Annotated in this window: 10 protein-coding genes; 3 read left to right on the top strand and 7 right to left on the bottom strand. The window is 67.2% G+C overall.

The window, feature by feature from the left end:
- The first annotated feature begins 147 nt into the window (after positions 1–147).
- The gene (locus tag A5711_RS13455) at positions 148–957 is read left to right on the top strand and encodes an SDR family NAD(P)-dependent oxidoreductase (RefSeq protein WP_082950287.1); all 810 of its coding nucleotides are present in this window, start codon (positions 148–150) and stop codon (positions 955–957) included.
- Positions 958–962: 5 nt separating this feature from the next.
- On the opposite strand, the gene A5711_RS13450 is transcribed toward A5711_RS13455, so the two are convergent.
- From A5711_RS13450 to A5711_RS13420, 7 genes are all read right to left on the bottom strand, one after another.
- Entirely contained in the window at positions 963–2090 is a 1128-nt protein-coding gene (locus A5711_RS13450; protein WP_197520144.1) for an acyl-CoA dehydrogenase family protein, read from the bottom strand.
- Positions 2090–2731, bottom strand: coding sequence for a nuclear transport factor 2 family protein (locus A5711_RS13445; protein WP_067947219.1), 642 nt, complete (start codon positions 2729–2731; stop codon positions 2090–2092). The genes A5711_RS13450 and A5711_RS13445 overlap by 1 nt, the downstream gene beginning before the upstream one ends.
- Positions 2728–4368 (bottom strand): class I adenylate-forming enzyme family protein, encoded by a 1641-nt coding sequence (locus A5711_RS13440; protein WP_067947217.1) that lies wholly within the window; start codon positions 4366–4368, stop codon positions 2728–2730. The genes A5711_RS13445 and A5711_RS13440 overlap by 4 nt, the downstream gene beginning before the upstream one ends.
- Positions 4369–4397: 29 nt before the next feature.
- Positions 4398–5165, bottom strand: coding sequence for an enoyl-CoA hydratase-related protein (locus tag A5711_RS13435; RefSeq protein ID WP_082953492.1), 768 nt, complete (start codon positions 5163–5165; stop codon positions 4398–4400).
- A gap of 70 nt (positions 5166–5235) precedes the next feature.
- Positions 5236–5985: an SDR family NAD(P)-dependent oxidoreductase gene (locus tag A5711_RS13430; RefSeq protein WP_067947227.1), complete on the bottom strand. Its 750-nt coding sequence runs from the start codon at positions 5983–5985 to the stop codon at positions 5236–5238.
- Complete coding sequence (locus A5711_RS13425; protein ID WP_067947225.1) at positions 5975–6613, bottom strand: TetR/AcrR family transcriptional regulator; 639 nt, start codon at positions 6611–6613, stop codon at positions 5975–5977. The genes A5711_RS13430 and A5711_RS13425 overlap by 11 nt, the downstream gene beginning before the upstream one ends.
- A gap of 2 nt (positions 6614–6615) precedes the next feature.
- Complete coding sequence (locus A5711_RS13420; protein ID WP_067947214.1) at positions 6616–7443, bottom strand: MaoC/PaaZ C-terminal domain-containing protein; 828 nt, start codon at positions 7441–7443, stop codon at positions 6616–6618.
- Positions 7444–7545: 102 nt separating this feature from the next.
- Between A5711_RS13420 and A5711_RS13415 the strand changes: the two genes are divergently transcribed.
- Both A5711_RS13415 and A5711_RS13410 read left to right on the top strand, forming a co-directional pair.
- On the top strand, positions 7546–8619 hold the full coding sequence (locus tag A5711_RS13415; protein ID WP_067947212.1) for an LLM class flavin-dependent oxidoreductase: 1074 nt from the start codon (positions 7546–7548) through the stop codon (positions 8617–8619).
- Positions 8616–9758 (top strand): class I adenylate-forming enzyme family protein (locus A5711_RS13410; protein ID WP_231987473.1); only part of this gene is annotated, 1143 nt, incomplete at its 3' end. The genes A5711_RS13415 and A5711_RS13410, both read left to right, overlap by 4 nt.

The following is a 9758-nucleotide window of genomic DNA, read 5'->3' as shown; positions in this document are numbered from 1 at the left end:
ATGCTACGCGACAAATTTCGGCGTTGTGTTCCGTTGATGGGCCTATTCGTCACTGAACTGGGCCCGGATAGTAGTCATTGCGACACACATCGTCCTGCTGTCTAGTATGGCTGACGTCGGCGGTGACGCCAGAAACGAGGGCAGCGCGTGGAGCTTGGCCTGGGGGGACGCAATTTCGTTCTCGTCGGCGGGACGACCGGTATCGGGTTCGCCGCCGCGCGGCAGCTCGCGGCCGACGGTGCCAACGTGGCGCTGCTGGCTCGTAACGGAGAGCGTGCCCGAGCGCGGGCCGAGCAATTGACCGCAGACTACGGAGTGCGGGCGGTCGGAATCGCCGTCGACGCGGCCGCCCCGGGCGACGGGGTGGATCGCGCTGTCGACGAGGCGGCGGCGAGCCTGGGGCCGCTGCGCGGCCTGGCCGTCACCGCGGGACCGATGAATCAACAGGGGCCGTTCCTCGAACACGGCGACGAGTCGTGGGACTGGTATTACCAGTTGATTTTGATGGGAACCGTGCGCTCCTGCCGCGCGGTCATCCCGCACCTGCAACGCAATGGCGGTGGAACCATCGTCACGACGGCCGCGTATTCCGTTCGGGCGCCGAAGATCCTGATTCCGCCGTACAACGCGCTCAAGGCGGCGGTGTTGACCTTGTCAAAGATCCTGGCGAAAACACATGGCCCCGAGGGCATCAGGGTCAACACCGTATGCCCGGGGCTGTTCGACACCGAGGTCAACGATTTCATCCGCGCCCGGCGGGCGGCAGAGTACGGGGTGGCGCTGGAGGACGCGATCTATACGCACCTCGCGAGCAACCCGGACTGGAACATGCGGGTTGCCCTCCGCCGCGGCGGGCGTCCCGAAGAAGCGGGCGAGCTGATCGCCTTCCTGCTCAGCGACAGGGCAGCTTTCATGACCGGCGCGGCCGTCAACATCGACGGGGGCACGGACTTCTGACCCCCTCAGAGCCCGATCTCGTCCGCGAGGAGCCCCCGGTGATAGGACGCGTCGCCCAGCAGGTGCCCTGACGATTGAGCCCGCTTGAAGTACAGATGGGCCGGATGCTCCCAGGTGAATCCGATCCCACCATGAATCTGGATATTGGCAGCAGCGGCCCGGGCATACGCCTCAGAACTGCACGCCTTGGCCAGCGACGCCAGCGCCGGCAGTTCTGGCGAGCGTTGGGCCGCGGCCCGCACCGCGTAATAGGCTGCCCCGCGGGCACATTCGATGTCGAGGAATACATCGGCGCACTTGTGCCGGATGGCCTGGAATGAGCCGATGGGCTTGCCGAACTGTTTGCGGGCCTTCGCGTAGGCGACGGCCATCTCGAGGCAGCGTTGCGCGCCGCCGACCTGTTCGGCGGCCAGCGCGGCGCAGCCAAGCGCGAGGGTCGACCGCAACAATTCCTCCGCGCCGCCCAAACGACCGACGAGCGAGGCCGGCGTTGCGGTGAATTCGATGCGGGCTTGTCTTCGAGTCTGGTCCAGGCTGGACAGCGCGCGTCGGGCGACGCTGTCGAACCGGTCGACGGCGAACAACGACAATCCGGAGTCGGCCTGGGCGGCCACGAACAGCACATCGGCGCTGCAGCCATCGAGGACATAGGTTTTGGCTCCGTCCACCACCCAGCCGTGTGCCGTTTCTCGCGCCCGCGTGTGGATCGCACCGGCTTCCCAGCGGCCCGACTCCTCGGTGACGGCCAGGCTGGCGATGGTCGCTCCGGACGCGATTCCCGGCAGGTATCGTTGTTGGGCGGCGTAGTCACCCGAATCAAGCAGCGCGCTCGACGCCAGTACCGCCGACGCGAAGTATGGCGACGGAGCCAGGGCGCGCCCCAATTCCTCGGTCACGACGCCGAGTTCGACGAACGTGTACCCCTGACCGCCGAATTCTTCCGGGATTGCGAGCCCCACCAGGCCCAGTTCGCCGGACATTTGCGCCCACAGCGACGGGTCGTAGCCCACCGGGTTTTCCATGTGGCCGCGCACGCCTGCCTCGTCGGCCTTGCTTCCGAGAAAAGAGCGCACGACGCGGCGCAACTCATTCTGCTCGTCGGTGAATCCGAAACCCATTGCACGACCCGACATCACGACTCCGCGGGCGCGCGACCGGTCGGGCTCACCCGCGGTGCTTCAGCGCCCCGGCGCAGGGTGCGCAACCAATCGCCGAAGGCGGCCGGGGCCGGGACCGGCGCGTCGAAGCGTCCGGGGTCGGCGGCCCAGAATGCCTCCCACGACGGGAACGCGTCGTGGAACGAGCCGTCCTGGCGCGGGCTTCCGGGCCAGCGCACCTTCTTCGGACCAACCGGCGGGTCGGTGATGTCGCTCCGGTACCAGAACAGCGGAATGCGGCGTGCGAAATACCAATGGCCGTCGCGCCGTTCGTAGCGGTCCAGATAGGCCAGCATCTCGATGAACCACGCGCCCTCGGTTTCCAAGTCGTTGCGCGAATAGACCAGCCCGCTCGCGGTGTCGGCGTCGTGGACGTCGATGACATGGCCGAGGACACCGTGCGCGCTGCCCAGCAGCGTCGGCCGCACCTCTGCGTCGTACCATTGGCGCAGCGCATCGCGGCCGCGGCGCTTGCCCGGCACGCCGATGTCGTCCACGAAAAGATTTGCCAGGGAATCGAAGTCGCGCGTGTCCAACGCCACCGCGTACCGCGCCGCCAGCTGACGAATTTCCTCGATGGCCTCGAGGCGGGCGATCCGCGCCTCCAACCCGGTCATGCCAGCACCCCCGACGTCAGTAACTGCACCAACCGGGGCTTGTCGATCTTGTTCGTGGTGGTGTACGGCAGCCGTTCATCGTCGGGGAGGATCACCCACCGCTTCGGAATCTTGTACGCGGCGAGATCCTTTCGGCACGCCGCAGCGAGTTCGTCCTGCGACGTCCGCCGCCCGTGGTTGAGCACGACCACGGCGCAGACGATTGCACCCTTGTCGGGGTCGGGAACGCCGACGACATAGGCGATCCGGACGCCGTCGACGCCACAGATCACGGCCTCGACCTCCACCGGCGCGACGTTCGCGCCCGAGGTCTTGATCATGTCGTCGGTGCGCCCGGCGAAATACAGAAACCCGTCATCATCGAGGTAGCCGGCGTCCTTGGTGTGATACCAGCCGTCGGCGTCGAACAGGTCGCTGTGCTGCCGTCCGACCATGCCGCGCATCATGGCCGTCCCCCGCACGCAGATTTCCCCCGCCGTCCCGTTGGGCACCCCCGCGCCCGACTCGTCGACGACCTTGTGCTGGTAGCCGGGTGCGGATACCCCGAGTGAGCCGCGCTTGCCTTCGGGCACCGGTTCGTGTGGTGGCCACCAGGTGTGTGAACTGCACGTTTCGGTCATCCCCAACTGTGTGACCAGCAGCGACGGGTCGGCCGCGCGCAGTTCCGGCGGTAGCAGGACCTGGTGGTATCCCCTGCGCAGCCTGGACAGATCGGTGGACGCGAAGTCGGGGTGATTCGCCAGTGCCCGACCCACGTGCGGGAATCCCGTTGCGTACGTGGCCCGTTCGCCTTCGAGCAGGCGCAGAACGTCGCCGGCATCGAACTTGTGCTCGGTGAGAATGGTGGCGCCGGTCTGCATCGGTCCGAGCAGACCGAAGACCAACCCGGCGACCCAGAAGAACACCATCGGGATGTAGACCCGGTCGTCGGGCTTCCACTCGTGCTGCATGGCGACGAAGCGAGAGTGTGTGATCGCGGTGCCGTGCGTGTGGATGACGCCCTTGGGGTCCGAGGTGCTTCCCGAGGTGTAGATGACGACCAGGTCGTCGGACGGGCGGACGGTGGATTCGCACGCGCGCAGAAACGCTTCGGGCAGCGGGTCCGGCCACGCGCTGGGCCAGGCCCGCTCGGTGTTGCCGAGGCCAAAGATGTTGCGCAACTGGGGCAGCCGTTCGAGCGCAAGCGGCGCGCCCGGGCGCGGTAACTCACCCGTGGCGTCGACGACGCGCGCCAGGATGTCTTTGCCGAGCAGCGACTCGACCGCTAGCAGCGTGTGGATGTCGGCGTCGCGGAGCAGCCAGCTCAACTCCGGGGGCTGAAAGAAGGTGTTGATCGGCACCGCCACGGCGCCGATCCGGGTGGCCGCCAGGAAGGCGACCGCGAAATCGGGCCCGTTCGGCGCCAGGATCCCGACCCGAACGCCTTTGGTCACGCCCGCCGTGAGCAGGCGGCGCGCCATCTCGGCCGACCGAAGGTCGGCCTGCCCGTACGTGATCCGCTCGATCGTCCCCTCGCCGGTCAAGCTGACGACGAAATCGTTGTCGCCGTAGGTGGTGACCAGGTCGGCCAGCATCGACGGCACGGCGGGGGCATACGGCAGCGGGTCGTAGCTGAACGTTCGTGCGGATTCAGCCATGGCGCGTCATCCCACAACTCATCAGCGCCTCATTCCTGGACCCACCGCGGTTCCCGCTTTTCCGCGAACGCGAGCATCCCTTCCCGGTAGTCGGGGTGGGTCAGCTGGTGTTGCAGGACATAGCGATAGGCGACGTCGTTGGCCGCGTGCAGCCCGACATCGAGGCTGCTCCACATCGCCTTGATCGACGCCTGCACCGTCGCGGGGGAGAGTTTGGCGATGTCCAAGGCGATTTCGCGCGCCCGCTGTTGCAGCCGGTCGGCGGGCACGACCTCGTTGATCAGGCCGATCTCGTAGCCCCGCTGCGCGCTGATCCGGCCCTGCTTGGTCATCAGCCCGAGCTGCATCACCATCGACAACGGCATTCTGCGCAGCAGCACAGCGGGCTCGAGCGCGAACACGTTGCCCACGGCCAGATGTGTGTCGATCAGTTCCGCGTGGTCGGCGGCGATGATGAGGTCGGCGTCGGCGACCTGGTGCAAGCCGCCGCCGACGACCATTCCGTTGAGGGCGCAGATGACCGGCTTCCACACGTTGTGGTGCAGCCGCGAGCCGGGAATCTTGTTGCGGATGCCGCCCTCGGCCGTCGCCCGGATGTCCTGGCCCGCGGAGAACGCGCGGTCGCCGGCTCCGGTGATGATGGCGACCCGGATATTGGGGTCCTCGCGCACCCGCGCCCACGCGATGCCGAGCTCGGTGCGGGTCAGGTCGTCGGTGGCGTTGAGCCGCTCCGGTCGGTTGATCGTGATGGTGGCGACCTGCTCGCTGACGTCGAACAGGATTCTCTTCAGTTCCACGACATCCCCTGGCATCGATTCGTAGCAGTAAACACTACATCAGCATCTGTTTCGTCGTTCCGCATCGACGTCATGGCATCCACTGCCCGCCCGACACCGAAATGAGCTGACCGGTTACATGTTTGGCCGCGGGCGAACAGAGAAACGCCACCACGCCGGCGACGTCATCCGGTTCACCGATGTTTCCGGTCAATGTCGTCCGGCGCATCTGTGCCAGCTCGTCGGGCGTCTTGCGCGACAACAGCCACGGTGTCGCGGTGGTGCCGACCACGACGGTGTTGACCCGGATGGCGTGCACACCGAGTTGAACGGCCATCAGCCGGCTCAGTCCTTCGACACCGGCCTTGGCGGCCGCGTAGGCCGGCGGCCCGGTGCGCACGCCGTGCGCCGACACCGAGCTGACGTTCACGATGGCCCCGCCGCCGTGGGCGACCATCTGCCGGGCGGCCACCTGCGCCATCACAAAGGTGCCCTTCAGGTTGACCTCGACGATACGGTCCCAGTCCTCGTCGGTCTGGTCGAGAAAGGTGGCGGGCAGCGTCATCCCCGCGTTGTTGACCAGGGCGCGAACGGGCCCGAACCGGTCGGCCAGTTTGGTCAGCGCGTCCTCGACCGCGTTGCGGTCGGTAATCGACAGGTTGATCGGGACGAGCAATCCCGATCTCGCTTCGTCCGAATCCTGGGCGCGAGCAATGGCTTTGGCATTCACATCGATCGCGGCCACCCGGTGGCCGCCGCAGATCAGCGCGGCCACAATCGATTCTCCGATGCCTCGCGCGCCCCCGGTGACGACGGCGAGGGGGCGGGATTCACCCGACACGCTGCCCACCTCCCCGCCCCGGCTCGGACCTCGCGCCGGTGCGCTCGATCGCGGCGATCGAGGGCCGCACGAGCTCTACGGATTCGGCCATCAGTGCCGACAGCTCACCCCGACCCCCGGCCGCGACCCACGAATCGATCGCGGCGCGGTTGGCGGCGTTGATCAGCGTGGCGGCCAGCCGAGGCCGCAAGTCCGGTTGGGCGTCGCTTCCCAGCCAGCGCGCCACCTCGGCGGTGAGCTGATCGATCCAGTCCTCGTTGATCCGGAGCATGGTCGCGCGCAGAGCCGGCAGGCCGTGATACATCCGCGCGCGGACCAGGAACATGTCGGGCTGATCGACGATCGCCTGCGCCACCGCCATCGACGTCTCGGCGAGTGCGTCCCACAGGGAGTCGGAGCGCGCGGCGCGAAAGCGGCGGATCGCCTCCTGCAGCCGCTCGGCATAGCCGTCGAACAGGATGTCTTCCTTGCTGGCGAAATGATGAAACAACGTGCGCGGCGCTACCCCGGCCGCCGCCGCAATCTGGTCGACGGTGGTCCCCTCATAGCCCTGAGTGGAGAACAGCTCGATCGCCGCATGGATGAGCGCCTGTCTGTTGCGGATCCCGCGGGCCCGTCGTTGGTCCACGCTCATACCCTTGTCAGCGAGGCGGTTCCGGAGCTCAGGGCGACGGCGTCACCCTGCAGCGTGCGGAATCGCACCGAACCTTCGGTTCGCCAGATCTCCGTCCGCAGCGGGGCATCAAGCTTCACCTGCTTGGAGAACCGGCATGCCAAGGATGTCAGCGACCGGGGATCCCCGTCGCCGATCCGATCAATCACCGCCCGCGCGGCGAACCCCAAGGTGCAAAGCCCATGCAGGAAGACGTCGTCGAAGCCGTACTTCCGGGCCGCTTCCGGGTCGATGTGCAGTTGGTTGCGGTCACCCGAGAGCCGGTAGAGGGCGGCTTGCTCGGGCCGGACGATGTCGTCGAAAACGGCATCCGGCGGCCCGTCGGGGTCCGGTTTGGCAGCGGGTCCGCGGTCGCCGCCGAATCCTCCCGCACCGAGAACCATGGTTTGGGACCGGGCGACGAACACGGTCCCGTCCGGGCCGGTGCCGCGACTGGTCAACTCGACGGCGGCGTGTTTGCCCTTGTCCCACACGGCCGACACCTCGGCCTGCACCGACATTTCCCCGGCGGCGCCGATCGGCCGGTGCAGCTCCAGCGATTGCGCGGAGTGCACGATCGGATACGTCCCGAGCTCGAGCACACTGCGCAGGTCCTTGACGGCCCACCAGTTGGCCACCAAGGCGAACGTCGGCAGCACGTCGGGACCGCAGGCCTCGTTGAGCAGCCTCAGCTCGGACGGCGGGCGGGCGCCCACGCCGAGCGCGTACAGGATCACGTCGGTCTCGCCCCAGCGGAAGGTGCTCGGCGGCAACGCGGTTCCGACCGCCGAGTCGAACAGAGCCACGGGTCCCCCTACTGAACGGATTGACGATATGTGTTCAATCGTGCATTATTGTGGCAGTCAATGCAACTACTTGTGCGGATGCAAACAGCGGGAGGGACCGATATGAAGTTCGGCGTGTTCATCCTCGGCGACAAGCCCAACCACCTCAGCGAGCGGGAGGTGCTGGCCAACGTGCTTCAGGAGGCGCGCTGGGCGGAGGAACTCGGTTACGACGAGATCTGGCTGGCCGAACACCACTTCTCCCCGTACGGCATGCTCCCGGACCTGCCGCAGGTCGCGACCGCCATCGCCGCGCAGACCGAACGCATCCGCATCGGCACCGCTTGCATGGTGGCGCCCTTCCACGAGCCGATTCAGCTGGCCGAACGCATCGCCCTGGTCGACGTCCTATCCGGCGGGCGCTTCGACGCGGGCTTCGGGCGCGGCTATCAGGCGCACGAGTTCACCGGCTTCGGCATCTCTATGGACGAGGCCACCGGCCGATATCAGGAGTGCGTGGAAATCGTCAGCCGCCTATTGACCGAAGAGAACGTCAGCTTCCACGGCAAGTACTTCCACATCGACGACGTCACGATCTACCCGCGGCCGGTGCAGCAACCGATCCCCGTGTGGGGCACCGTGATGAAGACGCCGTCGAGCTTCGAGTGGCTGGCCGAGAAGGGCTTTGGGGCGATCATCGGAAACCCCTACCAGGTGGATCCGGATCTGCAGGGCGCGCTGGACATTTACCTGAAGGTACAGTCCCAGAAGGGACTTGACGCCGCCACCGGCAACGTGTGGGCGCTGCTCAACGCCTTCTGCCACGCCGACGACGCGTTCGCCCGCACCTACCCGCGGGAGAGCGTCGAGCTCTCCATCCAGACCCATCGCAAGTATTCGAGCCCGTTCGAGCGCGGGGGCGAGATACCGGCCGACTACAAGGCCTACTCGGACTGGTTCGAGAAACACGACAAGCAGAGCTACGAGCAGGTGCTGAACTCGCACCTGACGCTGATGGGTGACCCCGACCGGATCGTGGACAAGATGCGCACCGTCATCGACATGGGCTGGCGCAACATCATTTTGCGCATGTCACGCGGCGGCGCGATGGACCGGACGAAGGTGTACGAGTCGATGAAGTTGTTCGCCCAAGAGGTGATCCCCGCGGCGACCGAGCTCGCGGCAGCCGCGGCTTGAGCCAGCAACTCGCCGGCCGCATCCGCGCGGTGCTCGCCATCGACCCGCGGGCGCCCGCGATCGAGTATGAGGGCCGGTGGGTGGATTGGCAGGGATTGTCGGACATCGCCGCAGACGTTCAAAACCATTTGCGGACAGCCGGTCTGGGCCAGGGAGCCCCCGTCGGCCTGGTGCTGCGCAATCATCCCGCGATGGTCGGGGCCATGCTCGGCGTGTTGCTGACCGGCGGTTGCGTGGTCACGATCAGCCCGGCACAGGGCGACGCCGGGCTCTGCGCGGACATCCGCGAGCTGCGGTTGCCTGCGGTGGTGGCTTTGCAGGCCGACTGGAAGCGCGCCGGAGTTGTCGACGCCGCCGCCGGGGCCCTGGGTGTTCGCGTATCGAGTGACCCGGCCGGCGCGACCGTTGTGGAGGGGCGGGAACATCCCGGGCCGGGCCCGTTCCGCCCGTCCGGCGACGGCGTGGCCGTTGAGATGCTGACGAGTGGCACCACGGGTCCGCCCAAGCGAATACCACTGCCCTACCGATCCTTTGAGCGCACCGTCGCAGCGGCGAGCGCACATTACAGCGCCAGGCCCACGCGTGCCTCGCAGCTCAGGCTGCGCTCCGGCGTCGCCATCGTCTCCTCGCCGCTGGTGCATATGTCCGGGCTGTTCCGCACTCTGCTCAACATCTGCGAGGGAAGAAAGATCGCGCTCCTCGAGCGATTCCGGGTTCGCGACTTTGTGGATCTTCTACTGCGGCACCGACCGAAGGCTGTGAGCCTGGTGCCGTCGGCGATGGCGATGGTGCTCGACGCGGGCGTGGACCCCCAGGCCTTCTCGAGCGTCGAGGTGGTGACCTCGGGCACCGCACATCTCCCGGTCGACCTACAGACGAGGTTCGAGTGCCGCTATGGCGTCGCGGTGCTGCCGTCTTACGGCGCAACGGAATTCGCCGGTGGGGTGGCCGGCTGGAACCTCGCCTTGCACCGGCAGTGGGCGACCGCCAAACGTGGAAGCGTCGGGCGCCCGCAGCGCGACCGGGAGATCCGGGTCATGTCCCTCGAGGACGACACGGAGATGCCGCCCGGCGAGCAGGGCCGCATCGAGGTCCGCACCACGGGCGAGGACTGGGTGCGGACCACCGACCTCGGCCGG

This window comes from Mycobacterium sp. E2238, assembly GCF_001672665.1.
In the GTDB taxonomy this organism is placed as follows: Bacteria; Actinomycetota; Actinomycetes; order Mycobacteriales; family Mycobacteriaceae; genus Mycobacterium.
Note: the sequence above shows the minus strand (reverse complement) of the source record. Positions and strands in the feature narration are given on the sequence as shown.